Raw genomic sequence first — 24,586 nt, forward strand, 5'->3', positions numbered from 1 at the left:
GTGGCCTCCTATTTAGCGATGGCTTTTTTCTTAACCGGTACATTGCCATCGATTGCACGTGAGTAAGGACACACTTGATGCGCCTTTTCCATTAACTCTTCAGCTTCTGCTTGGGTAACCCCGGTCATTTCAGCGGTCAGTTTCACGCTTAATCCAAAGCCTTTTAATTTCTTCTCAATACTTACTTCTGCGGTCACTTCTGATGTGATTTGTTTCTTTGCTTGTCCTGCCACGAGCTGCAGTGCACTGTCAAAACAAGCGGCATAACCGAGGGAGAAGAGTTGTTCTGGATTCGTTGTCCCAGCTTCTTCTTTTCCACCTAAGCCTTTAGGTAATGATAACGCGAGTTCCATTTGTCCATCAGATGTTTTAACAACCCCTTTTCTGCCGCCTGAAGCGGTTGATTTTGCGGTATAAAGTGGTAGTCCCATAATGAATAACCTCCTAATTTAATTGTTTACAAATTAATTGTACACAATTAATTTAACGAAAGCAACTTGAACGCTTAAAAAATCCCGATCTCGTTTGAGATCGGGAAAGAGTGTTAAAACTATTTTTAATAAGGCGAGAGCACCTTATATTATTAAACAATCTGTTTAGCTGCTGATTCCGTGCGTTTCATATCGTCAGCAATCGTTTTGTTTTGCTTGTTTAATGTTTCAACTGTTGCGCTCATTTCTTCTAAACTTGCAGACGATTGTTCAATGATAGCAGCGAGTTCACTTGTGCGGTCGCTGACATGATTTGTGTTACCTTCAACTTTTTCTGCGATGACTTGGAAAGCACTAAATTGTTCGCGTAAGTTGGTTAAGTAGCTACCAAGCTTAGTGAAAGCTTGGTCTACATCGGTGGCTTTTTTTAAATTATCTTCACTCATTTGTAAGTTTTGGGTCATTTTTTCGAGAGTGAACTCGTGTGTGTCGTTCACTTCTTTTAAGTTTGCGGTAATATTTTCGGCCGCATGGTTACTGTTTTCAGCAAGCTTTCTAATTTCATCAGCCACAACCGCAAAGCCTTTACCCGCTTCGCCCGCTCGGGCGCCTCAATAGAGGCATTTAAAGCCAAGAGGTTCGTTTGTTCACTAATATCGATAATACTATCTGAAAAACTATTCGTTTCTTTAATTTTTATCGAGAGGAGGTTAAACGCTTCATTCATCTCTTTAAAGTAACCGAGTAATTGTTTCGTATTATTGACCAAGCTATCAAGTAATTGATTGCCTTCATTCGCTGTTTCAGTCGACGACTTCACCAGAGATTCCAACGTATCGGTTTCTGTTAACATCGCTTGTGTTTCACGCATCGTTTCTTTTTGGTAGGCATCAATATCAGAGATTTTCTCGGATTGATCGGCACTACCTTCAGCGAGTTCTTGAATCGCCATCGCCATTTCTCCTTGCGAATCAAGGTTACTATGAATATGTTCGTTCATCGTTGTTAATGCACTCACAATGGTTTCAACGTGGGATTCTAATTGTTGGTGTTGATGAACTTCAGTATTTTTTGCTTCCTCACTCTCAATGAGAATCTGTTCCAATGTTTTTTGTTGCTTATTGTTTAGAACAATAAGTAAAAACGCAACAATTCCCGCTAAAAAGTATGTAGCTATCGTAAATGTTAAGTTATCAGTCAAGATGACTAACGCATCTGGTGCAGCGATTGTATTAATATAAATACCAAGGAGTCCGAGTACACTGCCAATGATAAAAATTACTTTTCGTAAATAAAGCGTCGATAGGAACAGTAAGAAGAAAAAGATTAGCGTAATCGATAAGCTGCTACCGAATAAATAAGCACCTGTCATGGTAAATAGATAACCTGACGTGACGAGAATGTATGGGAATATCATGGGTTTCTTAAATAGGTAACGTAATAAGAAAAAACTTACCCATAAGAGAATAATCTCACTAACATAAAGCAAGCCTTTCATCATCAAACCATCTAAAAGGGCAATGACTCCGCCACTCACGAGTGAAAATGAAAAAGCTAAGATGGCCAGTAAGTTTTTCTGAGTGAGGTCTTTGTATTGTAGATCTTGAATCGTATGCATAAATATGTCCTCCTGTCTATCTACCTATTGTATTAATTAGGTAACTTAATTGTTTAATTGATACCACTAGTAGTATCGGAAAAATACAATCAATGTGAAGCGTGTTTACGTGCTATTAACAAAAAAATATAATAGTTGAAGACTTTCTATTATACAATGAATCCTGAAGTGTGTGATAAACTATTTATTGAAGAGGTGATTGATATGGCTAAAGACCAATTAAAATTAGATAATCAAATATGTTTTCCGCTTTATGCGGCGACACGTGAGATGACGAAGCGTTATCAACCGTTATTAAAAGAACTTGATGTGACATACCCTCAATACTTAGTTCTTCTTGTCTTATGGGAAGAAGGAATGATTACAGTAAAAGCATTAGGCAAACGGTTATACTTAGATTCTGGTACGCTTACACCCATGCTTAAGCGTATGGAAGAGCGCGGTATCTTAACACGTCGACGTTCAACGGAAGATGAACGAGTAGTAGAAGTTGAATTAACCGCCTTAGGAAAAGAAAAAGAACATCTAGCGGAAGAAATCCCGATGAAATTTATAGAAGGAACGAAACTATCAGAAGAAGAGTATCATCAATTGAAGGCCATTCTAGCTAAGTTGATGCAAGAAACGCAATGATCAATTGAGAAACTTATATTATTCACTTTAAAATTAGTAATAAGGATGTATCGTGGTTCTTTCTATTATTTGCTAAGATAGTTTAATGAGTGATATATAGATTAGCAGATTAAAGAGGGGTTTACATGACAGTCATCCAGAAGGTTTATGCAACATTAGTTTTTTATTGTTACTATTAGTGGGGTTAACGTTCTCTTTAATAGTGACCGAAAGTGACACAGACAAACAAGTGAAAGCAACCGAGGAAGTGACACAATCACATTATCCCGGCATCAATATTGGTACAGAAGTAATAGAAGACCCAAACTATCATATGGCGATTCACCGTCCGGTATTTGAAGATGAGCCATTAACTGAACAGATTCTGACGTATGTCAATCAAAAACAAGAGGAATTCTTAGAAGAAGTGAAACAAAACCAGCCTTACTTAGAAGAAAGACAATGGCAAGCAAACTTTTATCTTACATTCGATATATACCAAGTGAATGAAACGTTATATTCGTTTGTATTTAATGCAGAAAGTTATGTTGCTGGGGCAAATGGCCGTCAGTCTTCAAAGGTGTTTATGGTAGATTTACAGAAAAATGCCACGATCTCTGCTCAGACCCTATTTGAAGAGTCGACGGAAATGTATGACGACGTGCATCAACAGCTAAAAAAAGCTTTTGAATCGTCACCAGATTATCAAGATATGTTTTTTGAAGAAGCGTTGCTAGAGTGGAAACAAGAGACGGATTTGTCAAATCTATATGTGACAGAAGATGCGCTTATGTTCACGTTTGATAAGTACGAGGTAACTGCAGGAGCAGCGGGTTCTCCGGAGATAGCTTTACCGCTATCTGACTTTCATACTTTCTTAAAAGAGGACTGGCGCGCGCGATTAAATATTGAAATAGAAAACGACATATCAACTGGTGACACAACATCCGGTGCCCTGATGAGGAACAAACAGACATTGATGATCATGACGATGAAGAAAACTCACAAGAAACAAAAGTAGTAGCCTTGACCTTTGATGATGGGCCACATCCAGAGAATACATTAAAGGCCCTACAACTATTAGAGAAGTATGACATGACAGCCACATTTTTCATGCTAGGCAGTCGCATTGACTTCTATCCAGACCTTGTTCAAGAAGTTTTTAAGCGCGGACATGAAATAGGTAACCATACATGGAATCATAAGCAACTAACTAAGATTAGTGATGCGGCTATTCAAGAAGAAGTCAATCGCGTGGATCAAGCTTTGCTGAACATTAATGGTCAGGCGTCCACCGTCTTTAGACCCCCGTATGGGTCGACAAACACTCGTGTGGAACAATACGTCGATGTGCCAACAGTGTTATGGACGATTGACACATTGGATTGGAAAACGAAAGATCCCGATGCGATTTTGGCAGAAGTGAAAGAAAACTTAAAACCAGGAGCCATTATATTGATGCATGATATTCATGCGACAACGATTGAAGCATTGGAACTTGTGTTACCCTACCTTGAAGAACGAGGTTATACATCTGTTGAAGTCTCTAAAGTCTTAAGGATACATGATAAAAAGTCATAAAAGTATAAGAAAGGGTGAAAGATCATGGATCAACATTCAGTCGTTAGTTTATGGAATCAATTTAAAGTCAAGCACCCAATCGTAAAAGATGATTACCAAGCTTGGGCGTTCGGGTACGGAAAAGAGGTGGCAGATGAATTAAGTGACTTAGTCATAAAAGGAATCAAGACAGCGACTGCCTCAAACTTTGCCCTGTATGAAGTGGAGAATGAGCCATTACCGAAAGTCGGTGACTATAGTGTCATCTTAGATGGTGACGGAAAAGCGGTCGCAATTATTGAAACAACGCGTGTAGAGATTTGTCCATTCGATGAAGTCACTGCCGCCCATGCATTCTTAGAGGGCGAAGGAGATAGGAGTCTAGCATATTGGCGAGATGTTCATGAGACATTCTTTAAACAAGAACTTGAAGAGATCAATCAGACATTTCACGAAAAGATCCCTGTCGTATGTGAACGATTTGTCCGTGTATTCTAGTCACTATAGATGAAAAAACAACCTTTAGTGATGCGTGTATCGCTAAGGGTTGTTTAATTTATATACGTAAACTAAAGCGTGTACGTATTTCTTGATACAAGCGACTCGCCTGTTGTTGGCTAATGGCTCTCAGTTAGTTCAAATTGTTGCTGGCGATAAGACGAAGGCGTCATGCTTGTTTCGCGCTTAAATGCTTGCGTGAAAAAAGACTGCGATGAGAACCCGGTAATATGTGAAATTTCACCCACAGTCATCGTTGTTGTCGCTAATAGATGTTTTGCTTCGTTTATCCGCAAGTTATTAAGGTAAGCAATTGGTGTCATCCCAAGCTCTTCTTTGAACAAATGCACAAGGTAATACTTATTAATATTACTAATACGTGCTAAGATATCGAGCGTAATCGGATCATGAAAGTTTTGTGTCATGTAGTATTTGGCTAAGGCAATTGCATGACTAAGTTGTTTCGCTTCACTTTTTTCAATCGATAGTTTTTTAGATCGGAGTAATTTAACAATGAGAATTTCAATGATGTTTTGGCAGACGTGCTCATAGCGTACGTCTTTTTTTTTCAACTTCATAGAGCAATTTTTTTAGTTGGTACAGAATATCGTCTTGATCATCTTGATACGTAAATAACCCATAGGGGTCATTATCGGTTAAGGTAAAGGCAATGCCCTCAATGCCTAAAGCAATATATTCTAATGAGTCTTTGAAATTAGAACGTTCGGTATGTTCAACGTTAGGGTTAATCACGATCAAATCATTTTTCTGCACCGATATTTCATGTGTCGGTAAGACGAAGGATCCTTTACCGCTGACGATATAAAATAACTCAGTAAAGTGGTGGGTATGGGTTAAACTGTGCCAGTTCTTATCGTATTCTGAGTGGGTAATGTAAAGAAGTTTAAATGATAACGCTTCCTTTTTATTGTTCATTAATTGATAAAAATCATGTGCCATAGTAATCACCTCATGAAAAAATTGGTTATAACAACTATACTTTTCTATGAATACCTTAACGCTTTTTCGTTCTTTTTACAACTAAAATGCAAAAAAGCAATAATCCTAAAAAAACTAACAAGATGTTTATTGTGGAAGCGTTATCAAAAAACGTATCATAAAGATATAACATACCAAGGAGGTAGATGAAATGAAATTGAAACACATTCTTTTAGCGTTGATGTTTATGTTGCTCGTAGGTTTAGTCGCATGCGGTGACAGTAGTGAAGACACTGATACAGGTGGAGATACAACGGGGGATGATAATACAGAAGAACCGAGTGGAGATACGGAAGAACCAGCAGAACCAGAAACACTTCACGTGGCAGCGCTAGAATCTGCTTATGGCGTCGAAGTATGGGAGAATATTATCGCTGCGTATGAAGAAGCGCACGGTAATGTGACCGTTGATTTAACGATTGAACGCAATATCGAAGAAGTTATGCGACCGAATATGCAAGCAGGCGAATATCCAGATGTATTCTTACTTGCGACCGATCGTGAAGAAGGTTTAACCGAAACAATGATTAAAGAAAATGCGTTAGCGTCATTAGATGACATGTTGGCGATGAACGTCTTCGGTGAACAAGTCACAGTAGAAGACAAATTACTTGACGGTTTCACAGATACATTAGCAACGAATCCGTATGCGGATGATGAAACTTATTTAGCGCCAATGTTCTATAGTCCAACCGGTCTTTTCTATAATGCGCAACTTTTAGAAGAGTATGGCTGGGAAGCACCAACAACGTGGATGAGATGTTTGAATTAGGTGAGAAAGCGTTAGAAGAAGATATTTACCTATTCACTTACTCTGTAGCGGGTTACTTTGATACGTTACTTCGATCCATGTTGTATGCTTCAGGTGACGTCGATTTATTTAATGCGGCAATGACGTACGAAGAAGGTATTTGGGAGTCAGAAGAAGCGTCACGTGTATTAGAAACCATCGCAAAACTAGCTGATTATACACATCCTGATACAGTGGCGAATGCGAATCCGAATGATTTCGTACGAAATCAGCAACTGGTACTAGATAATGAAGCGATCTTTATGCCAAACGGTACATGGGTTGTTGGAGAAATGGCAGAAGCACCTCGCGCGGATGGCTTTGAATGGGGCATGATGCCAGTACCTGCCTTTGAAGAAGGAGATACGCGCTACGCGTTCACTTTCTTTGAACAAATTTGGGTGCCATCACAAGCTGAGAACGTCGAAGGCGGTAAAGAATTTATTAGCTTCCTTTATTCAGATCAAGCAGCTGAAATTTTCTTAGCAGCTGGTGCGGCTCAACCAATTGAAGGCATTGTGAATATGATGGATGACGAGCAAGCGTTCTTCTATAGTATCTATTCAAATGATGTACTTCCAGCGATGGGAACCTTCGCCTCAACGGAACCTGTACCGGGTGTCAATATTGGCGATGAGTTATATGTGAAAATTGACAGTGTGATGAGTGGACGTGTCACAGTCGAAGAGTGGATCAATTCACTAGAAAGTGCCAATGATAGCTTACGTCCCGCAATGAATTAACAAATCTAATCAAAAAGACTGGGCGGCCTTGTCCGCCCAATCTTTATGAATGAGGTGAATCCAATGAATAGAAACCGATCAAGAAATATCTTTATTTTTACATGTATTACCCCAGCTTTAGTGCTGTTTTCATTATTTATGGTCGTTCCAACCTTTGAGGTATTTCGGATGTCCTTATATAACTGGGGAGGATTATCCGGTAATAAAACCTTTATAGGTTTTGATAATTTTAAAGTGCTTTGGAATGATATGAATTTCATCCAATCATTTCAAAACTCCGTCTTATTAATTGTTTTAGTGGCGGTTATTACGATTGTGATTGCTGTATTTTTTGCGTCAGTACTAACAAAAGAAAAAATCTTTGCGACGAATTTCTTTAGAATTATTTTTTACATTCCAAATATTCTATCTGTCGTTATTATCGCAGGTATCTTTTCAGCGATTTATAACCCGAGAACAGGTTTACTTAATAGTGTACTTGGTCTATTCAAACTAGATCAGTGGCAACAACAGTGGTTAGGCGATCAAGACATCATCATCTATAGTTTAGTTGGCGCGCTTGTATGGCAAGCGATTGGTTACTATATGGTGATGTATATGTCAGGGATGGCCAGTATACCGGAAAGTTACTATGAAGCAGCTTCGATTGAAGGAGCGGGTAAGTTTAAACAGTTTTCTGCCATTACGCTACCACTTATTTGGAATAACTTAAGAACAACGTTAACGTTCTATATTATTAGTACGATTAACTTAAGCTTTTTACTTGTAACGGCTATGACTGGTGGTGGACCAGACGGTTCAACAGAGGTTTTCTTATCCTACATGTACTCACAAGCTTATAGTAATTCAACCTATGGCTATGGTATGGCGATTGGTGTTGTTGTCTTTACGTTCTCTTTCGTACTTGCAGCTGTCGTTAGTCGCATTACTAAACGAGAAGTACTTGAGTTTTAAGGGAGGGATCACTGATGAAACAGGAAAAACGACTAAATACAGATACGTTATATAAAATTTTTATTTATGTCGCGTTAATCACACTGGCAATCGTTATTATTATCCCGGTTGCGTGGGTGTTTATGGCATCGATAAAAGAAAATCAAGAATTCTATGGCAGTCCGTGGGCCCTACCAAACGGGTTTCATTTTGAAACTTTAGAGAAGCGTTTGTAGAAGCCGGTATGGGCGATTACTTTTTAAATTCCATTGTGGTAACAAGTTTAGCCTTGTGTTTTTACTCGTGCTCTCTTTACCAGCCGCATATGTATTATCACGCTTTAAGTTTGTCGGTAGTAAATTTATTAACGGTTTTGTGAAAGCAGGCTTATTTATTAATGTTAGTTATATCACGGTGCCGATCTTTTTAATGCTACTAGGCTGGGATCAATCACTGCGAACACTATTTGATGAGGGCTTTTTCCTTAACAACCTGGTCGTTTTAGCACTTATTTATGCGGTAACAGCGTTACCTTTTACCATCTTTTTATTATCGAGTTATTTTGAAACGTTACCTTCTGACTTTGAAGAGGCAGCGAATATTGACGGAGCCGGTTATTTTAGAACGATGTTTTCAATTATGTTACCGATGGCTAAGCCAAGTATTATCATTGTGATCCTCTTTAACTTCTTACTATTTTGGAACGAATATATTTTAGCACTTACATTAATTCCGGGAGACAAAAAAACATTACCAGTGGGGCTATTAAACTTACTTGCAGCCGACCGGGCAGCGGTTAATTACGGACCGATGTATGCCGGTATGGTCATTGTTATGTTACCAACCTTGATTTTATATATTATCGTTCAAAAGCGTCTCACGCAAGGTATGACTGTCGGTGGTGTCAAAGGATAATAGTCGCTTAAAGAAGAGGAGTGTATCACATATGGAGGAAAATAAAACAAAAATATTTCTAGCTATAAAAGCGGTTCTCTTTGTCGTTTTTATCGCTATGGTGATTATCGGACAAAGAACAATCGGACACATGTATTTACTGATGCAACTCGTCGGTTTAACAGGTCTCTTAGTTTTATTGTGGAATTACAACCGGAAATATTTATAAAAATATAGGTGGGGGGATGACAGGTGAATTATTCTATTGGTGTTGATATAGGCGGAACGAAAGTCGCTTGCGGTTTAATTAATGAAAATGGCGATGTCATTGATCAGAAAATGGCACCCAGTCAAACAGAAACAAGAGAGACAATGTTTCAATGTGTGATTGATTGTATTGAAGAACTTTTAAGTAGTAGTAGTCTACCGAAAGAACAATTGAAAGGCATTGGTGTCGGTGTTCCAGGTAAAGTCGATCGTGACAATGGCATCGCCGTGTTCCAAAATAATATCCCGTGGAAAAACTTCCCGGTAGTGGACAGGTTAAAGGAAGTCTTAGATATCGATCACATTGTGATTGATAACGATGTCTATATGGCAGCGTATGCTGAATGGAAAGATAATCAATTAATCGATGAATTGATGGTATATGTTACAGTGAGTACCGGTATTTCGAGTGCGATTATCGATGCTGGAAGTTTTATCCGTGGCGCAGGCTTTGCAGGTGAGATTGGCCTCATTCCTATTTGTACCGATCATGGCAGAGCCCCACTAGAAAAAGTCGCAGCTGGTCCTGCTTTAAGTCAAAAAGCAAAGAAAATATGTGTGGATGAATCAGCAGAAGCAAAAACGCTCTTTAAACATTACTATGAAGGACAACCAGAGGCAAAACAACTCGTGAACCAATTTATTGATCATTTGGCGCAAGGGATTTATATGATTAATAGCTACTAGACCCCCATCGCATCGTTTTTGGCGGCAGTGTGGCGATGTATAATCCCGTTATTTTAGATTTGTTAAAACAGCGTCTTCAAATAGATATGTTAGAAGAGCAAAAACATTTGTTGGATCAACTCTACGTCAGTCAACTTGGTTCAAATCAAGGCATTATCGGAGCTGGATTAATGGTATTTGATAATAGTAACGGAATCTAAAGTAGGAGAGGAAGAAGAAACATGACTAAAGGACGTGTGACCTTACCGGCACAAGAAGGTATGGATGAAGAGATTAAAAAAATTGTGAAGCGCTGGGGCGCTGATGCCGTGAGGGATTCAGATGGAACGAAGATTCCTGACGTAATAAAAAAAGAAGCAGATAAGGTTTACTCAAAATATTTCTTTACGCGAGGAGACCAAGATTTTGCGAAAGAAAATCTAGATGAACTTCAGCATATGTTCATAATGTCAGAACCCGTTACCGCAACAGAAGAAGAGATAACGATACCAATATTAGCAGGTTATTTTAAAGATCAATTAAAACCGGATACGGACAATGATCCGAAAAAGTGGTGGCAAGTCATTGATCGGACAACGGGAGAAGTCGTCTCAACCGATCAGTGGGAGTACTTAGAAGAGACAGAAGAAGTAAAAGTCACAGACGCAAAATTATGGCACCGTTATACGGTTAACGTATTGGTCTACCAAATTTGGGATCCCGTTCATATGTACAATCACATTACCAATGACTGGACAACCGAGCATCAAATGCCGTACGACCCTCGTTACCCAAAAACACGACACTATATTTTAGAGAGATTACGGACATGGTTAGATGAGCATCCTGATACAGATGTTGTGAGAATCACCACGTTCTTTTATAACTTTACTCTCGTATTTAACGATGTACGAGAAGAAAAATATGTCGATTGGTTTGGTTACGGAGCAACGGTTAGTCCTAAAGCGCTTGAAGCTTTTGAAAAAGAAAAAGGCTATAAACTAACCGCGGAAGACTTTGTTGACCAAGGTTATTATAACTCACCGTTTCGGATGCCTAAAAAAGCCTTCCTAGATTGGATTGATTTTCAGTCGAAGTTTGTTAGTGAATTAGCCAAAGAGTGTGTGGATATTATTCATAGCTATGGGAAAGAAGCGATGATGTTTTTAGGTGACCACTGGGCTGGTACAGAACCATACGGAAAGTACTTTAAGAACATCGGCTTAGATGCGGTTGTGGGTTCCGTTGGTGACGGGACGACGTTACGGATGATTGCCGATATCCCACATGTTGACTATCATGAAGGACGCTTTTTACCTTACTTCTTCCCAGATACCTTTAACGAACATAACAATCCAGTCATTGAAGCGAATCAGAACTGGCTTCAATCAAGACGTGCGATTTTGAGAAAACCGATTCAACGGATGGGTTATGGTGGTTATTTATCACTTGCTTTAGATTTCCCAGACTTTGTTGATCGCGTGGAAGAAATTACGGATGAATTTAGAGATATGCATGATCATGTGAAAGAGGCCGATCCTTATGTTGCACCGTTTAAAGTAGCGATATTAAACAGTTGGGGTGGTCAACGGAAATGGATGAGTCACCATGTACACCACGCTATTTGGTATAAACAATGTTATTCTTATTACGGCATTTTAGAAGCGCTAAGCGGCCTACCGTTTGAAGTAGAATTTATTAGCTTTGAAGATATTAAAGCAGACGGTATTTCAGATGACATTGGCGTTATCATTAATGCCGGTGAAGCGCGTACGTCTTGGGTTGGTGACGATTACTGGAAAGACCCAGAAGTTGTCGAGAAAATCCGGGCTTTCGTCCAATGTGGCGGTGGTTTTATCGGTGTGGGAGAACCGACGTCATATGAACATCAAGGCGCGTTCTTCCAGTTACCAGATGTGCTCGGTGTTCAAAAAGAAATCGGCTTTAGCTTGAGTAAAGATAAGTATAATGACCAACGAACACCTGATCACTTTATTTTACAAGATCAACACGAGGCGATTAATTACGGTGAAAGTACACGCTACGTGTATCAAACATCAAAATCAGCTACCGTACTAGATATTGAGGCAGATGATATTAAGTTAGCGACCAATACATTTGGTGACGGACGAGCGGTATATTTAGCAGGCTTACCTTATTCACCAGAAAATGCCCGGTTATTAAAACGTGCCTTATACTGGGCGGCTTCTAAAGAAGACGTCTTCCATGAGTGGCATACGACGAATATTTATACGGAATGTGCCGCTTATCCAGAATCGGGTACCTTTGTCGTTATTAATAACGCTTATGAAGAACAAGTGACGCAAGTGACGAAGCCGAATGGTATGGTTATCGATGTTACGCTCGCACCAATGGGCTATCAATGGTTTGAAATATAAGAAATAAAACAGATGCGTGTATGTCTTTTCATACACGCATCATTAGAATTTGAATGAATATAAACGTTTGAATCAAGACAGTGATGAGGAGGGGTAGTGTGAGAATCATTGATTATGTCAATGATCGTGGGAACCGTTGTAAAGAGGACCGGATTGGCTTTGGTGAAAACTATGCCTATGTGATGGACGGAGCAACAGGCCTCACAACGGGACTTATCGATCAGTATTTATCAGACACCGTCTGGTTTGTCGAACATGCCACCAAATACTTAAACGAAACATTAACACATGATGTTGCCATAGAAAGTACGCGCCTGTTTCAGAATCTTTCCAATGATCTACGCTCAAAATTACGTGCGTATATTCATAGTGAAGACTATCGCGAAGAACAATTGCCATCTGCGGCCATCATCTTATTAAGAAAAATAGGCGAGGAATTGGTCATTGAATCATTCGGTGACTGTACCGCGGTTATTGAATATAAGGATGGTCGCTATGAAGTTGTACACGACGGTCGGGCAACAGAATTAGATCGTGGTATTATTCATCAGATGCAAGTACTCGTAAGAGAAGAGGGCATCTCGATGACGGAAGCAAAGAAAGTCATCCATCCATTGTTATTAAATAACCGCCAATTAAAAAATAAACCAAATGGCTATGCAGCATGGATATAACAACAGATTATATCGATAAAGGCTTAAAACGTGTCCTTAACTATCAAGATGTTCAATCGGTCTGGTTATTTAGTGATGGGGTGGATAGCTATTATACAGATGTAAATCTCGCGACGGATGCGGTAGATATGGTTCAACAAATGAAACAAACGAGTGTGCATCAAGTCATTGATCGGTTAAGAATAAGAGAAGAAGCGGACGGAATTTGTGAGACTTATCCGCGAATGAAACCAAAAGATGATGCGTCACTCATATATTTAACGTGTGAATAACGAAAAAGAGTTTACAAATAAACAAGGTCGCGATACAATAGACTCAACTGGTTATAACCACATAATAAATAGAGATGAAAAATGGGCGCAATTTAATTGCGCTCAAAAAATATACTAACTGGTTATGACGACATAACCATAAGGAGGGCTTCCATGTTTAATCTTGCAGAGCAAGACTTAGAAAAGTTAGGAGCTGTTCACACGGCTTCTGAGATTGATCAACAACCACATGTTTGGAGAAAGATGTTAACAACGTTAGCTGAACAAAAAGACACCCACCAAAGGTTTATTCAGCAGTTAAAAGAAAAGCATGCACATGTTAGGGTCATCTTTACTGGTGCCGGAACATCTGCTTTTGCGGGTGATACGTTAACGCCTGAATTGAATCAATCAACAACTGAGAGTACCTTTACGTTTGAATCGATTGCGACAACAGATATTGTGTCAAACCCTTATGCCTATCTAAAAGCACATGTCCCAACGGTGCTCGTATCATTTGCCCGATCGGGTAACAGTCCTGAAAGTGTGGCGGCTGTTAATGTGACAGAAAGTATCATTGATGATTTTTATCAAGTCGTCATCACGTGTAACAGTGAAGGACAACTGGCGGTTAATACGAAGGGTGACGATAAAAGTTTACTCATCCTAACACCCCCCGAGGCTCATGATAAGAGTTTTGCGATGACAAGTAGTTTTACGACGATGATGGTAACGGCCTATTCATTGTTCAGTGAGACCGAGACCGAAGCGGTGATTGAACAAAGTATTAAACAAGCAGAGCAATTACTTGATGTGGTGGGTGACTATGTCGATGTCGTTTTAGAACAATCTTATGAGCGGATGGTCTTTTTAGGGTCAGGCTTATTAGGTCAACTGGCACATGAAGGGGCACTAAAAGTACTTGAACTGACCGCAGGTAAAGTAGCGGCGACGTATGAAACCTCATTAGGGTTTAGACACGGACCTAAATCGATACTAAATGACCAATCTTTAGTCGTTATGTTCATGTCGCAGGATAGTTATACAAGACAATACGATAGGGATTTATTGAATGAACTTGCCAATGACAATTCAGGTATAAAGATTGCCGTTGTTGATTATCAACACGATGACTGGGTAAGTGAGCGAGCGGATTTCGTGATCCATTTAGATGTAGAAAAAGGACCGGAAGTAAATGACTTTAGTCTTGCTTTAGTTTATATTATCTTCCCGCAAGTCTTAGCGATGAAAAATTCGTTGAAATTAAGTATTACGCCAGATAATCCGAGCCTAGTGGCCTTGTCAATCGCGTCGTTCAGGTGTTACCATTTATCCGATTAACTAATTATTAGAAATGGAGTGTGAGAACATGAGTCAAATTGTCAATACAAAACAGATGTTACTAGATGCACAAAAAGGGAAATATGCGGTACCAGCTTTTAATATTCATAACATGGAAACAGTTCAAGCTGTTATTGAAACAGCTGTTGAAATGCGTTCGCCAGTTATTCTTGCAGCAACACCAGGTACAATGGATTATGCGGGACGTGCTTATATTCAAGCGATTGTAGAAGTTGCAGCCAAGGAAAATGATATTCCAATCGCCTTACACTTAGATCATCATGAAACAGTCGATAGTATTCAAACGTCACTTGAACTCGGAACAAAATCAGTCATGATTGATGGCTCGCATCATTCATTTGAAGAAAATATTGCCCTAACAAAACAAGTAGTTGAATTAGCGCAAAAGCACGGAGCGACAGTTGAAGCAGAGCTCGGTAAACTTGTGGGCCAAGAAGATGATTTAGTCGTTACCGAACAAGAAGCGGCTTATACTGACCCAGATACGGTAGAAGAGTTTGTGGAACGTACCGGAGTGGATTCGCTTGCGGTTGCGATTGGTACGGGGCACGGTGTTTATGAAGTGGAACCACAACTTGATTTTGACCGTTTAGAAAAAATCGCCCAATTAGTCGATGTTCCGATTGTGTTACACGGCGCTTCAGGTATCTCTAAAGCAGATGTTCAAAAATGTATTGAACTTGGCTGCTGTAAAGTGAATATCTCAACGGAACTCAAGATTCCATTCTCAACAGCGTTACGTGACTTTTTAGTGGCTCACCCAGAAGCAACCGATCCACGTAAATATATGACACCAGCAAAAGAAGAAATGAAAAAAACAGTGCGTGAGAAGATTAGTATTTGTAAGAGTGATGGGAAAGCTTAAGTTTCTATAACAGCGACATTTCTCACTTAAGTAATGGAGGAGCAGACTATGCAAGCTTTATCGATTTTAATTAAGCCAGTATCCTCTAGCTGTAGCTTAGATTGTGATTATTGTTTTTACAACGATCTAGCTGATCAACGCATGACAAAAAACTACGGAAAAATGAATGAAGCGACGATGACCGTCATAATTAAAAAAGCCATGGCGGCCCATCCTCGTGTGATTTCATTTGCCTTTCAAGGCGGCGAACCAATGCTCATTGGTTTGCCGTTTTACTATACCTTTATGTCCTTGGTTAAAAAATATAATACCAACAACATTCCAGTATTTTTTTCTATTCAAACGAATGGCTATCACATAAACGATGACTGGATTGATTTCTTCAAGACGTATCGTTTCCTTGTGGGCATCTCTGTTGACGGCATAAAAGCGATACATAATCAGTTGCGCCAAACGAAAGCAGGCAAGCCGACGTTTGATGTGATTATGAAAAATATCGAAAAAGTAAAAGATGCTGAGATTCCGTTTAATATTCTTTGCGTCTTAACATCAGTAACCGCCAGATATATTGATGAAGTTGCCCGTTTTTTTGATCAACAAGGCTTTAAACATATTCAGTACATCCCATGTCTTGATCGCTTAAATCGCCCAAGAGAAGAACAAAAATTATTAATGACACAAGAACAGTATAGTAAAGTATTGTCGGTATTATTTAACCGGTACTTAACCAGTTACTTGTCAGGAAGTTACGTCAGTAATCGTTTATTTGATAATTTTGTCGGTATTCTTCTCGGCCAACAACCTGAAGATTGTAGTTTAGCGGGGCAATGCACCACCTATTTTGTGATAGAAGCAAATGGCGATGTCTTTCCGTGTGATTTTTATGTGGATGATTGTTATTTATTAGGCAGTATCTTTGAGGAAAGCTATGCGTCACTGTTTCATTCTGATACAGCAAAAGCATTTAGAAAAGAAACCGTATTAGCGGATGATTGCCTTGATTGCCCGTTTCTCACACTCTGCAAAGGTGGATGTAAGCGCTACAAAGTTGGTGGGAAATATGCCTACTGTGAAGCGTATCAAACCTTTTTTAATAAACATCTACATGCATTAGAAATACTCGCCCAAAGGGTGAAGAGTGGACAAGTAAGTGGATGAAAGGAGAGTACGTATGAAACCTAATATTGTTATGATAATGGTCGACCAAATGCGCTTTGATTGTTTAAGTATTTTAGGTCATCCTGTCATTGATACCCCGTACCTGGATGAATTAGCTAGAAATGGAACGATTTTTAAAAATGCTTATGCGGCAACACCCTCCTGTGTTCCAGCACGAGCCGCTTTATTAACCGGTATGTCACAGAAAAATACGGGACGTGTTGGCTATGAGGACAAACTTCCGTGGGATTATTCACACTTTTTACCGTCAGTCCTGAGTAGTGCGGGTTACTATACACAAGCGATTGGAAAAATGCACGTTTATCCGACGCGCAAACTTTGCGGCTTTCATCATATTGAACTGCATGATGGCTACATGCACTATAACCGGTTTAAACAAGCGACAAAGACAGGCGAATCTTTTAATGAAGTGGATGATTATTTACAGTGGCTAAAAGATAAAGCAGGGCATGATGTCGACTTAACTGATTTAGGCTTAGATTGTAATTCCTCAACGGTCACAAGACCGTGGGCGCTTGACGAATCTTTGCATCCAACGAACTGGGTCGTGACCCGTTCGATTGATTTCTTAAGACGAAGAGATCCAACTTTGCCATTCTTTTTAAAGATGTCATTTGTACGACCACATCCACCTCTTGATCCGCCACCACATTACTATGATATGTATTTAGATGAGGACTTACCCGCACCTCCAGTGGGTGAGTGGGCGGAACAATCAGATGATGAGAAATCAGGCTATAACCCGGTGACCGGTAAAGGTATTGTACCTGAAAAAAGATTTAAAAGAGCTCAAGCTGCTTATTATGGTTTGATTACCCATATCGATCATCAAATCGGACGATTTTTAATGGCGTTAGAAGAATATCAATTAAAACAGAACACGATTATTCTTTTTGTGTCTGATCATGGCGAGTTAATGGGTGACCATCATTTATATCGAAAATCTTTACCTTATGAGGGGTCTGCGAAAGTACCGTTGATTATATCTGATCCAGGAAAGTATTTAAAAGCACCGCTCATGCCTGTGTCGCAAAAGGTGACAGAACTAAGAGATGTAATGCCAACCGTGCTTGATCTATTGGATATCCCAATCCCAGCTCATGTTGATGGAAAAAGTTTATTGCCACTCACCAGGAAAGAAGACGCACCTTGGCGTGATTATCTACATGGTGAGCATGAGTTTGGTGAAAAAAGTTATCATTATATTACAACAGGGAAAGAAAAGTATATATGGTTTTCACAATCAGGCGAAGAACAATACTTTGATTTAGTGAATGATCCAGAAGAGTGTATCAATCATGTCGACACACACGCGTATCAAGACAAAGTCACTAGATTAAGACAGAAACTAATTGAAGAGTTGACACCAAGAGAAGAAGGCTATACGGATGGAGAGAAACTCATAGCTGGAAAACAAGCTACACCGAGCTTACCACATTTAAAAGCAAAAAAATAAATGGAAACACCTTCCTGTTATTAAAGACAGGAAGGTGTTTTTTAACGTTGTTTAAGCTATAACACTTGAGTAATTGTAATCTGACGATAGATGTCATCAAAGTTATCTCGATTAATTGCGCCGGTCTGTTTCTCCATCGCATTTAGTACACCTGTTGTCATCGCTGTTTGAATACAGACAGCAGGTTCTAATTGTTGATTGACACTAAACGCTAGTCCGGCCACCGTCGCATCACCTGAACCGACAGGATTGACAGCTGTCACACTTGGCAGTGTTGCCTCATAAATGGAATCTTTCCATTTCACAAGGGCGCCTTGTTTTCCTTTGGATAAGACAATGACATCAATGCCATTAAAAAGGTTATCATGAAGCGCCTGTATTTGATCATCTGTAGTAGGTAAGGATTGATGTAATAGCGCTTCAAGTTCCTCTAAGTTAGGTTTAATGATCAATGGTTTCGTGTTGCTTTCTAAGACGCGTAATAGCGCTTTATTGGACGTATCTAAGATACATTTGGCACCGCTATCGTTAATATGTCTCACGACATCAACGTAAAAGTCATCGGGTAGTCCTTTCGGTAAACTTCCAGAGACAGTCACGGTTGTGATATCTTTTGACAGTATAGCATCTAGATGAGATAAAAAGGCTTCCCCTTCTGTTTTTGTTAGAGAAGGACCTGGTTCTAGAATCTCTGTTTGATGTCCATCATCATGCATAATGGCAATACAGTTTCTCGTCGGTTTGTCTATTGTGAGAAAGGCTTCCGTGACGTCAAGTTTTTCAAGTTCAGTCTTAATGAACGTACCTAATTCCCCGCCCAAGACGCCGGTTGCAGTGACGGGTGCTTGAAGTGATGTTAATACACGTGTGACGTTTAAACCTTTTCCACCCGCTGTTTTAGACACCTCTAACACACGATTCACTTGATTGATCTGAAGGGTATCAAGTGAATACCCAATATCAACGGAAGGATTCATCGTTATAGTTAATATCATGTCGCGTCCTCTATTCTTTCGTATATTTACATTGTCCGTCAATGTAAGTCGCTTGTAAATGAAGGTTATGATCAAGCACGATAAAGTCAGCAGCAGCCCCAGATTTGATGATTCCTGTGTCGTCTAAGCCTAATGACTTGGCAGGACTCGTGCTCGCCATTTTAATTGCTTCATGAGGCGTTGCCACGCCCCAGTCAACAAGATTTTTAACCGCATCTTTTAACTCTAAAATGCTACCTGCCAAACTTCCGGATGGTATCGTTGCTTTTCCGTCTTTCACAATAACATCAAACTCACCAAGTTTATATTGGCCTTCTGGTTTTCCGCCGGCCATCATGCAGTCTGAAATCAACACGGTTTCATCAATACCCCGCGTTTTGATTAGCGTTTTAATCGCAGCTGGATGGACATGGTGACCATCGCCAATGACTTCAACAAAGGCATGCTCTGAATTAAGCGCCGCACCGACAACGCCAGGCTCCCGGTGTGGAATCCACTCATGCCGTTAAATGTGTGAGTAAAGATAGAGGCGCCTGAGTTAATAGCGTCCATCGCTATGGAATAATCAGCATCGGTATGAGCAAGTGCGACTTTAATATGGTGTTTCTTAGCATATGAAATAAAGGCATGTGATCCAGTTCGTTCAGGTGCAATGGCAATTTTTTTGATCTGATGATGAGATAGTTGTATCCACCGGTCCAAAATATCAGTGGAAGGATCCATAAAGTAATTGGGATTTTGCGCCCCTTTATGTTTTTCGGTAAAGAATGGTCCTTCGATGAAAAATCCTCTTGCTTTTGCTCCTGTTACTTCTTTCATATGTGGCCCAATTGTTTGAATAACGGCATCTAATTGGTCAATCGGTGCTGTTAACGTAGTAGGTAAAAATGACGTAACACCGCACGAAAGAAGGTCTTCAGACATTTTTTTAAACCCAGCTAGATCATTATCCATAACGTCATAACCGTTATAGCCATGAATATGAGTATCAAATAAACCAGGTGCGATAGCGTAATCGCTGTAATCGATGACGTTATAGTGTGCATCTGGTTTGTCTTTAGTAAATGACACGAATTTGCCGTTATCTATTAATAGATACCCGTCGTGAACGATTTGATTATGTAAGTAAACGGTGCCTGCTTTTATTGCGATAGACATAATATTCTCCCCTTATTGTTAATAAAGAAAGGCATATATATGCCCTTTCTGTCTCTTTACATTATACCTAATAAACTACCAGCTAAGCCAACCACGATGGTCATACCAATCAGTGCTAGAGGTGATTTTCCTTTCTTTAATAACCAGTAGCAAAAGACAGTATAAAGAAGTGGTAACAATCCTGGCATGATCGCATCAATGACTTCGCCTTGAATGTCAACCGGGATCTCACCAGCTTGGATGGTCCAATCAAGTCTTAAATTGATGTAAGAAGCAACAAGGGCACCAACAACAGTAAGGCCAACAATTGAAGCCGCACGGGACACTTTCTTTGTCCCTTCTTTTAGCATGGATATAGCCTTTGTTCCCATACCATAACCATAATGCATTAAGAAGAATCTTAAGCCAAAGTGCACAATGTTAAAGGCAATTAAGAATAAAAGTGGTCCAGCCACATTCCCCTCGGAGGAGAGCGAGGCGGCTATACCGCCGGTAATAGGTAGTAAAGTGAGCCAGAATAAGGCGTCACCTATCCCGCCAAGTGGCCCCATAAGAGCTACTTTGATACCGCGAATAGTTTCACGTTTTTCTTTATTTTCCTCCATCGCAAGGATAACCCCTTGAATAAAGGTAATAAGGAAAGGGTGGGTATTAAAGAACTGCATGTGATCTTGAAGGGCGTTAGATAAATCTTTTTTATTCTTATGGATTTTCTTTAACCCAGGAATAATACTGTAAGTCCAACCGCCACCCTGCATCCGCTCATAGTTAAATGAACTTTGGAGTAGAAGGGAGCGCCAAACCATTTTATTCAAGTCTTTCTTATTCAATACTTTGTCATTAGAGGTGTCTTGAATATCGTTATTGATGAGTTCTTCATTTTCTTTATTATATTCCATCGCTATAATCCTCCTCATCATCGATTGATACATTAGAGTGACCAGCAACTTTTAACTTGGTGTTATTCTGGTTAAAGTAGTCATAAGCAGCAATCGCCACACCAACAATCGCAATAGCTAAAATAGGTAAGTTACCATAAGCAACAGCAACAAAACCAATGGCGAAGAATGGGGCATACACCCACTTAAACATAATGTTCAATAACATCGCAAAACCAATAGCTGGCATAATGCCCCCAGCAACAGATAAGCCATTAATTAACCACTCAGGTAACATATTCACAATGTTTGCTGCTTGTTCTGCCCCGAAAAAGATTGGTAAAAAGGCAATAATGAAGAAGAAAGCAAATAGTAAGATAGGTTGAAGATAGTTCAATCGATCAATACCGTCGGTATTGGCTTGTTTTGCGTGTTCATCCATTTTGTGCATTAATGGAGAAAAACCTGTAAAAATTAATGTAATAATTGCTTGTGCTGCTACGGCGAACGGCACGGCTACACCAACGGCAACCGCTGGGTCTTGATTTGTGAGTATCGCAAAGGCAGTACCAATGACCCCACCGATAACAACGTTAGGTGGTTGGGCACCAGCGAGTGGTACCATACCGGCCCATACAAGTTCTAGAGTGGCCCCTGCCATTAAACCAAGTTTTAAATCGCCTAAGATTAGACCAATAATTGCTCCTGTTACGATTGGTCTATGTATGTGGGTGAGACCATTAAACTGATCAATACCGGCTATACCAGCCCATAGACCAATTAACAACGCTTCCATTAACATAATTGTTCATCCTCCTCTACGGTTATAGTTTAGACATGAGATTAAAGCCTTTATCGCTTGGAACGCCTTTAACTTCTAATTCAATTCCTAAACGATCGAGTTCTTTAAACGTTTTAATATCGTCTTCATCGACAGAGACTGTTGATGAAATTTGTTTCTTACCTTCTGAGAAGTGCAAATTACCCACATTGATCTTCTTGATTGGGACACCTCCTTCAACGAGTTTAAGTGCATCTTGAGCTGTTCTTACAACAAGAAGAATTTTTTGTCGTGGAGCAGCTTTGTGGATAATGCGGATGACTTTATCTAAAGTAAAAAATCTACTCTCAGCTGATTCTGGTAAGACCATTTCCATAAGATTTTGTTGAACCTCATCTTCTGACACTTCATCATTAGCAACAATGACTAAGTTTGCTCCTAATGTATTTGTCCAAGTCATACCAACTTGTCCGTGTACTAATCGATTATCGATTCGCATTAATAAAATATTGGGTGTACTCATAATGATTATGCCTCCTTGTTTAGTTGTGTGTAAGTTAAACGTTAGATACCATCATCGCTAGCGGTGACTTTTTGGGTTGATTTCTGTTGATAATACATAACATTATCCTGACCAGTGTTTATAAGCGATGTCAGTAAAACACCAATCGGTTGTTGGTCCATCATGCTCGCTTCGACCAGCATCGGTAGATTTGTACCAGATACTACTTCGATTGTTCGATCTGTTAATGTTGTTTTAATTAAGACGGATTGATTAAATGGGGTACCACCTGGTAAATCTGTGAAAATTAAAACATCATCGTTGGTTTCTTGAATTTTAGCTTGTAGTTCTTGATTTAACGCTTCTGCCCCATGGATTCTAAAAAATCTACCGCAGTAAATTTTTCATCGAGTCCAGTAATTAATTTAACGGAGGATAATAAGCCACTCGAGAAATTCGCGTGTCCTGTCACGATTAATTGAGCCAAAAAAACACTTCCTTTCAACTGGTTATAACAAGTTAATATTAGTGTAAGCGCTTAAAGTGAAAATGTCAACTGGTTATAACAAGTTTATTATTATTTTTTTGGATTATGCCTTTCACTTTACAATTCAAGAAAATATTTTAGGGGAAGGAGGAAAGTGTATTATTAAAGGTCCTTTGACATAAAAATACACTGTCGAACTGATCAATTCAGTTCAACAGTGTATTTAAATTTATTCCCGCTAATAATACTCACAGTATATTCAATCAATGTTGCGTTATCATAGGCCAATCGTTCTAACAACATAGCTGGCGAGCCGATTTCTGCGTGTAAGTTTTCAGCTTCTTCGCTCCTAAGACTTGTAACAGAAAACTGTTCAGTCGCTTGTGATACGCCCATGTTATAGTCATCCATAAAAACTGAATACATCGGTCGTTCTTCTAGTGCTTGTTTAGTTAAGTTCGGAAATAAATGTGTCGGTAGATAGGATGTCTCACAAATAAACGGCACATTATCTGCTAGACGCAAACGTTTCACACGATAGACTTCCTGGTCGACATCAAGATGCATCTTGAGTGACAACCGTTGATCGATAGGAACAATATCAAATGAGAGGACCTTCGTTTGCGGGACTTTACCGAGCTTTTTCATCTCCTCTGTAAAGCTATACACTTTCACTAACTTTTGTTTGTAACTTTTCGGAGCGACAAAGGTACCTTTACCATGAAGCTTATAAATGTATTCTTCTTGTTCTAATTCTTGAAGAGCATTTCGGACAGTGATGCGACTTAGGTTGTAAATATCGCAAAGTTCTCGTTCAGATGGGAGCTTTTCATTTTCACTATAGTCCCCTTGCTCAATTTTTTTAATGATATCTTCCATCAGTTGTAAGTAAAGAGGGAGTTTATTTTTTTTATTCACCATGTTATCACAGCCTTATCTATGTTAGTAAGTACTTAGAGCTAGAATAACATGTTTAAAATTTTAAAGCTATTAGAATGTGGAAAACATCACCTAAACCAGTCGTTTTTATTGAAAATCAATAATAATTTATTGAAAAACAATAAATATTAGATTAAAATAGAAAGGAAATAATGATGAGAAGAGGGATCATATGACATATTCGACACGATTGTTGAAGCTTGCTTTAATCGTAATTGGGTCACCCATCGTTATCTTTGCCGGCTATTTAATTTATAGCCTTATTGCGCAACCATTTAACACAAGTTATGATCAGCTGATGTACCCAATTGTGATAGGGATGCTGTTGACAGCTGTCCCATTTTTCTATGCGCTAAGGAGGGCGTATGACTTGTTGAAATTTATTGACCGCCAACAAGCATTCACACCAGTCGCGGTGACGGCTTTAAAACAAATCAAGCAGGCGGCCATTGCTATTGCGGTGATATATACCATCATTTGGCCCTTTGTTTATGGGATTGCTGAAATAGATGATGCACCAGGACTCGTATTGGTTGGTGGGTTACCTATCTTTTTTTCAATGGTTATAGCCATCTTTGCCGCTTTACTTCAAAAGTTATTAAAACAAGCGATTGAAATCAAGCAAGAGAACGATTTAACGATTTGAGGT

The 24,586-nt window shown here is 39.4% G+C and carries 30 protein-coding genes and 3 pseudogenes; 18 read left to right on the top strand and 15 right to left on the bottom strand.

Annotated elements, in window-relative coordinates; genetic code table 11:
- Positions 1–8 precede the first annotated feature (8 nt).
- From JCM19043_RS01685 to JCM19043_RS01695, 3 genes are all read right to left on the bottom strand, one after another.
- A complete protein-coding gene (locus JCM19043_RS01685; protein WP_062319441.1) occupies positions 9–431 on the bottom strand; it encodes an organic hydroperoxide resistance protein in 423 nt (140 codons plus the stop codon).
- Positions 432–583: 152 nt separating this feature from the next.
- On the bottom strand, positions 584–1,003 hold the full coding sequence (locus JCM19043_RS01690) for a methyl-accepting chemotaxis protein (protein WP_082394369.1): 420 nt from the start codon (positions 1,001–1,003) through the stop codon (positions 584–586).
- A complete protein-coding gene (locus JCM19043_RS01695; protein WP_062319445.1) occupies positions 934–2,049 on the bottom strand; it encodes a hypothetical protein in 1,116 nt (371 codons plus the stop codon). The genes JCM19043_RS01690 and JCM19043_RS01695 overlap by 70 nt, the downstream gene beginning before the upstream one ends.
- A gap of 204 nt (positions 2,050–2,253) precedes the next feature.
- On the opposite strand from JCM19043_RS01695, the gene JCM19043_RS01700 reads away from it, so the two are divergent.
- From JCM19043_RS01700 to JCM19043_RS01715, 4 genes are all read left to right on the top strand, one after another.
- Positions 2,254–2,682, top strand: a complete 429-nt coding sequence (locus tag JCM19043_RS01700) for a MarR family winged helix-turn-helix transcriptional regulator (protein ID WP_062319783.1) — start codon at positions 2,254–2,256, stop codon at positions 2,680–2,682.
- 202 nt (positions 2,683–2,884) lie between these two features.
- Positions 2,885–3,682 (top strand): RsiV family protein, encoded by a 798-nt coding sequence (locus JCM19043_RS01705; protein ID WP_156321308.1) that lies wholly within the window; start codon positions 2,885–2,887, stop codon positions 3,680–3,682.
- 5 nt (positions 3,683–3,687) lie between these two features.
- Positions 3,688–4,242, top strand: a complete 555-nt coding sequence (locus JCM19043_RS01710) for a polysaccharide deacetylase family protein (protein ID WP_062319449.1) — start codon at positions 3,688–3,690, stop codon at positions 4,240–4,242.
- 24 nt (positions 4,243–4,266) lie between these two features.
- The gene (locus JCM19043_RS01715) at positions 4,267–4,719 is read left to right on the top strand and encodes an ASCH domain-containing protein (protein WP_062319451.1); all 453 of its coding nucleotides are present in this window, start codon (positions 4,267–4,269) and stop codon (positions 4,717–4,719) included.
- A 119-nt stretch (positions 4,720–4,838) separates the two neighbouring features.
- Here JCM19043_RS01715 and JCM19043_RS01720 read toward each other — a convergent pair whose 3' ends face one another.
- Both JCM19043_RS01720 and JCM19043_RS01725 read right to left on the bottom strand, forming a co-directional pair.
- Positions 4,839–5,297 (bottom strand): helix-turn-helix transcriptional regulator, encoded by a 459-nt coding sequence (locus JCM19043_RS01720; protein ID WP_062319453.1) that lies wholly within the window; start codon positions 5,295–5,297, stop codon positions 4,839–4,841.
- Positions 5,266–5,679, bottom strand: coding sequence for a cupin domain-containing protein (locus tag JCM19043_RS01725; RefSeq protein ID WP_062319455.1), 414 nt, complete (start codon positions 5,677–5,679; stop codon positions 5,266–5,268). The genes JCM19043_RS01720 and JCM19043_RS01725 overlap by 32 nt, the downstream gene beginning before the upstream one ends.
- Before the next feature lie 451 nt (positions 5,680–6,130).
- On the opposite strand from JCM19043_RS01725, the pseudogene JCM19043_RS01730 reads away from it, so the two are divergent.
- From JCM19043_RS01730 to JCM19043_RS01780, 13 genes and pseudogenes are all read left to right on the top strand, one after another.
- Positions 6,131–7,248: pseudogene (locus JCM19043_RS01730) on the top strand (extracellular solute-binding protein); the annotation flags it as partial.
- A gap of 66 nt (positions 7,249–7,314) precedes the next feature.
- A complete protein-coding gene (locus JCM19043_RS01735; protein WP_062319456.1) occupies positions 7,315–8,205 on the top strand; it encodes a carbohydrate ABC transporter permease in 891 nt (296 codons plus the stop codon).
- Positions 8,206–8,219: 14 nt separating this feature from the next.
- Positions 8,220–9,099: pseudogene (locus JCM19043_RS18480) on the top strand (carbohydrate ABC transporter permease).
- Between the two features lie 31 nt (positions 9,100–9,130).
- Complete coding sequence (locus JCM19043_RS16695; RefSeq protein ID WP_177220591.1) at positions 9,131–9,307, top strand: hypothetical protein; 177 nt, start codon at positions 9,131–9,133, stop codon at positions 9,305–9,307.
- 23 nt (positions 9,308–9,330) lie between these two features.
- Positions 9,331–10,032, top strand: coding sequence for an ROK family protein (locus JCM19043_RS01745; RefSeq protein ID WP_231631349.1), 702 nt, complete (start codon positions 9,331–9,333; stop codon positions 10,030–10,032).
- Positions 10,033–10,061: 29 nt separating this feature from the next.
- Positions 10,062–10,232, top strand: a complete 171-nt coding sequence (locus JCM19043_RS17135; RefSeq protein ID WP_231631350.1) for a hypothetical protein — start codon at positions 10,062–10,064, stop codon at positions 10,230–10,232.
- 21 nt (positions 10,233–10,253) lie between these two features.
- Positions 10,254–12,410, top strand: a complete 2,157-nt coding sequence (gnpA, locus tag JCM19043_RS01750; protein ID WP_062319459.1) for a 1,3-beta-galactosyl-N-acetylhexosamine phosphorylase — start codon at positions 10,254–10,256, stop codon at positions 12,408–12,410.
- A 98-nt stretch (positions 12,411–12,508) separates the two neighbouring features.
- A complete protein-coding gene (locus JCM19043_RS01755; RefSeq protein WP_062319461.1) occupies positions 12,509–13,084 on the top strand; it encodes a hypothetical protein in 576 nt (191 codons plus the stop codon).
- A complete protein-coding gene (locus JCM19043_RS01760) occupies positions 13,075–13,356 on the top strand; it encodes a hypothetical protein (protein ID WP_062319463.1) in 282 nt (93 codons plus the stop codon). Before JCM19043_RS01755 ends, JCM19043_RS01760 begins: the two co-directional genes overlap by 10 nt.
- 153 nt (positions 13,357–13,509) lie before the next feature.
- Entirely contained in the window at positions 13,510–14,676 is a 1,167-nt protein-coding gene (locus JCM19043_RS01765) for an SIS domain-containing protein (RefSeq protein ID WP_231631351.1), read from the top strand.
- A gap of 28 nt (positions 14,677–14,704) precedes the next feature.
- Entirely contained in the window at positions 14,705–15,562 is an 858-nt protein-coding gene (gene fba / locus JCM19043_RS01770; protein WP_062319465.1) for a class II fructose-1,6-bisphosphate aldolase, read from the top strand.
- 48 nt (positions 15,563–15,610) lie between these two features.
- On the top strand, positions 15,611–16,720 hold the full coding sequence (locus JCM19043_RS01775) for a radical SAM protein (RefSeq protein WP_062319467.1): 1,110 nt from the start codon (positions 15,611–15,613) through the stop codon (positions 16,718–16,720).
- 13 nt (positions 16,721–16,733) lie between these two features.
- Entirely contained in the window at positions 16,734–18,197 is a 1,464-nt protein-coding gene (locus JCM19043_RS01780; protein ID WP_062319468.1) for an arylsulfatase, read from the top strand.
- Positions 18,198–18,253: 56 nt separating this feature from the next.
- Here the strand turns inward: JCM19043_RS01780 and JCM19043_RS01785 are convergent, their stop codons facing one another.
- The 10 genes and pseudogenes from JCM19043_RS01785 to JCM19043_RS01810 form a co-directional block, all read right to left on the bottom strand.
- A complete protein-coding gene (locus tag JCM19043_RS01785; protein ID WP_062319470.1) occupies positions 18,254–19,192 on the bottom strand; it encodes a hexose kinase in 939 nt (312 codons plus the stop codon).
- A 10-nt stretch (positions 19,193–19,202) separates the two neighbouring features.
- Positions 19,203–19,685, bottom strand: coding sequence for an amidohydrolase family protein (locus JCM19043_RS17970; RefSeq protein WP_369813725.1), 483 nt, complete (start codon positions 19,683–19,685; stop codon positions 19,203–19,205).
- A complete protein-coding gene (locus tag JCM19043_RS17975; protein ID WP_255349916.1) occupies positions 19,574–20,350 on the bottom strand; it encodes an N-acetylglucosamine-6-phosphate deacetylase in 777 nt (258 codons plus the stop codon). Before JCM19043_RS17975 ends, JCM19043_RS17970 begins: the two co-directional genes overlap by 112 nt.
- Before the next feature lie 56 nt (positions 20,351–20,406).
- A complete protein-coding gene (locus JCM19043_RS01795; RefSeq protein WP_062319473.1) occupies positions 20,407–21,249 on the bottom strand; it encodes a PTS system mannose/fructose/sorbose family transporter subunit IID in 843 nt (280 codons plus the stop codon).
- Positions 21,239–22,030 carry a PTS N-acetylgalactosamine transporter subunit IIC gene (gene agaW, locus JCM19043_RS01800; protein ID WP_062319475.1) on the bottom strand — a complete coding sequence of 264 codons (792 nt, stop codon included), beginning with the start codon at positions 22,028–22,030 and terminating at the stop codon, positions 21,239–21,241. The genes JCM19043_RS01795 and agaW overlap by 11 nt, the downstream gene beginning before the upstream one ends.
- Positions 22,031–22,052: 22 nt before the next feature.
- Entirely contained in the window at positions 22,053–22,532 is a 480-nt protein-coding gene (agaV, locus tag JCM19043_RS01805) for a PTS N-acetylgalactosamine transporter subunit IIB (RefSeq protein WP_062319477.1), read from the bottom strand.
- 41 nt (positions 22,533–22,573) lie between these two features.
- Positions 22,574–22,714, bottom strand: a complete 141-nt coding sequence (locus tag JCM19043_RS17140) for a hypothetical protein (protein WP_231631352.1) — start codon at positions 22,712–22,714, stop codon at positions 22,574–22,576.
- 27 nt (positions 22,715–22,741) lie between these two features.
- Positions 22,742–22,912 (bottom strand): annotated as a pseudogene (locus JCM19043_RS18485) (hypothetical protein); the annotation flags it as partial.
- Positions 22,867–22,998, bottom strand: coding sequence for a hypothetical protein (locus JCM19043_RS17980; RefSeq protein WP_255349917.1), 132 nt, complete (start codon positions 22,996–22,998; stop codon positions 22,867–22,869). The pseudogene JCM19043_RS18485 and the gene JCM19043_RS17980, both read right to left, overlap by 46 nt.
- A gap of 201 nt (positions 22,999–23,199) precedes the next feature.
- The gene (locus tag JCM19043_RS01810; protein ID WP_062319479.1) at positions 23,200–23,919 is read right to left on the bottom strand and encodes a GntR family transcriptional regulator; all 720 of its coding nucleotides are present in this window, start codon (positions 23,917–23,919) and stop codon (positions 23,200–23,202) included.
- 190 nt (positions 23,920–24,109) lie between these two features.
- On the opposite strand from JCM19043_RS01810, the gene JCM19043_RS01815 reads away from it, so the two are divergent.
- The gene (locus JCM19043_RS01815) at positions 24,110–24,583 is read left to right on the top strand and encodes a DUF2975 domain-containing protein (RefSeq protein ID WP_062319481.1); all 474 of its coding nucleotides are present in this window, start codon (positions 24,110–24,112) and stop codon (positions 24,581–24,583) included.
- Positions 24,584–24,586: the final 3 nt, after the last annotated feature.

Source organism: Halolactibacillus sp. JCM 19043 (assembly GCF_001310395.1).
GTDB lineage: Bacteria > Bacillota > Bacilli > Bacillales > Amphibacillaceae > Halolactibacillus > Halolactibacillus miurensis.

Excerpts from the sequence above, each read along its gene's own strand:
- JCM19043_RS01685 (WP_062319441.1), bottom strand. The coding sequence starts at position 431 with ATGGGACTACCACTTTATACCGCAAAATCAACCGCTTCAGGCGGCAGA.
- JCM19043_RS01695 (WP_062319445.1), bottom strand. The coding sequence starts at position 2,049 with ATGCATACGATTCAAGATCTACAATACAAAGACCTCACTCAGAAAAAC.
- JCM19043_RS01700 (WP_062319783.1), top strand. The coding sequence starts at position 2,254 with ATGGCTAAAGACCAATTAAAATTAGATAATCAAATATGTTTTCCGCTT.
- JCM19043_RS01715 (WP_062319451.1), top strand. The coding sequence starts at position 4,267 with ATGGATCAACATTCAGTCGTTAGTTTATGGAATCAATTTAAAGTCAAG.
- JCM19043_RS01720 (WP_062319453.1), bottom strand. The coding sequence starts at position 5,297 with ATGAAGTTGAAAAAAAAAGACGTACGCTATGAGCACGTCTGCCAAAAC.
- JCM19043_RS01725 (WP_062319455.1), bottom strand. The coding sequence starts at position 5,679 with ATGGCACATGATTTTTATCAATTAATGAACAATAAAAAGGAAGCGTTA.
- JCM19043_RS01735 (WP_062319456.1), top strand. The coding sequence starts at position 7,315 with ATGAATAGAAACCGATCAAGAAATATCTTTATTTTTACATGTATTACC.
- JCM19043_RS16695 (WP_177220591.1), top strand. The coding sequence starts at position 9,131 with ATGGAGGAAAATAAAACAAAAATATTTCTAGCTATAAAAGCGGTTCTC.
- gnpA (WP_062319459.1), top strand. The coding sequence starts at position 10,254 with ATGACTAAAGGACGTGTGACCTTACCGGCACAAGAAGGTATGGATGAA.
- JCM19043_RS01760 (WP_062319463.1), top strand. The coding sequence starts at position 13,075 with ATGGATATAACAACAGATTATATCGATAAAGGCTTAAAACGTGTCCTT.
- JCM19043_RS01765 (WP_231631351.1), top strand. The coding sequence starts at position 13,510 with ATGTTTAATCTTGCAGAGCAAGACTTAGAAAAGTTAGGAGCTGTTCAC.
- fba (WP_062319465.1), top strand. The coding sequence starts at position 14,705 with ATGAGTCAAATTGTCAATACAAAACAGATGTTACTAGATGCACAAAAA.
- JCM19043_RS01775 (WP_062319467.1), top strand. The coding sequence starts at position 15,611 with ATGCAAGCTTTATCGATTTTAATTAAGCCAGTATCCTCTAGCTGTAGC.
- JCM19043_RS01780 (WP_062319468.1), top strand. The coding sequence starts at position 16,734 with ATGAAACCTAATATTGTTATGATAATGGTCGACCAAATGCGCTTTGAT.
- JCM19043_RS01785 (WP_062319470.1), bottom strand. The coding sequence starts at position 19,192 with ATGATATTAACTATAACGATGAATCCTTCCGTTGATATTGGGTATTCA.
- JCM19043_RS17975 (WP_255349916.1), bottom strand. The coding sequence starts at position 20,350 with ATGTCTATCGCAATAAAAGCAGGCACCGTTTACTTACATAATCAAATC.
- JCM19043_RS01795 (WP_062319473.1), bottom strand. The coding sequence starts at position 21,249 with ATGGAATATAATAAAGAAAATGAAGAACTCATCAATAACGATATTCAA.
- agaW (WP_062319475.1), bottom strand. The coding sequence starts at position 22,030 with ATGTTAATGGAAGCGTTGTTAATTGGTCTATGGGCTGGTATAGCCGGT.
- agaV (WP_062319477.1), bottom strand. The coding sequence starts at position 22,532 with ATGAGTACACCCAATATTTTATTAATGCGAATCGATAATCGATTAGTA.
- JCM19043_RS17140 (WP_231631352.1), bottom strand. The coding sequence starts at position 22,714 with ATGCTGGTCGAAGCGAGCATGATGGACCAACAACCGATTGGTGTTTTA.
- JCM19043_RS01810 (WP_062319479.1), bottom strand. The coding sequence starts at position 23,919 with ATGGTGAATAAAAAAAATAAACTCCCTCTTTACTTACAACTGATGGAA.
- JCM19043_RS01815 (WP_062319481.1), top strand. The coding sequence starts at position 24,110 with ATGACATATTCGACACGATTGTTGAAGCTTGCTTTAATCGTAATTGGG.